General features: G+C 56.0%; 1 pseudogene. It reads right to left on the bottom strand.

The annotated features are described in order from the left end of the window. Positions 1 to 248 (bottom strand): annotated as a pseudogene (gene pyrH / locus MXD62_RS09290) (UMP kinase); the annotation flags it as partial.

Genomic DNA, 248 nt, shown 5'->3' with positions numbered 1-248 from the left:
CCGTTATCGAGATGATGCATCGCGCGCAGCCGGATGTACGGTTCGGCAACCGAATTAATCGGTACGGACGTCATCACCCGTACCTCTCTGTCCGTTTTGGAGCGGAGCACTCCGCGCAGCATCAAGCTGTTGATTACAGTAGCAAGCGTACCGATATTGTCCGCCTCAACCCTGTCAATTCCCCAAGCAGAGGCCATCGTACCGCGAAAAATGTTGCCTCCCCCGATCACGATTGCCACCTCGAGTCC

This window comes from Frankia sp. Mgl5 (assembly GCF_023242985.1).
GTDB lineage: Bacteria > Actinomycetota > Actinomycetes > Frankiales > Frankiaceae > Parafrankia > Parafrankia soli.
Note: the sequence above shows the minus strand (reverse complement) of the source record. Positions and strands in the feature narration are given on the sequence as shown.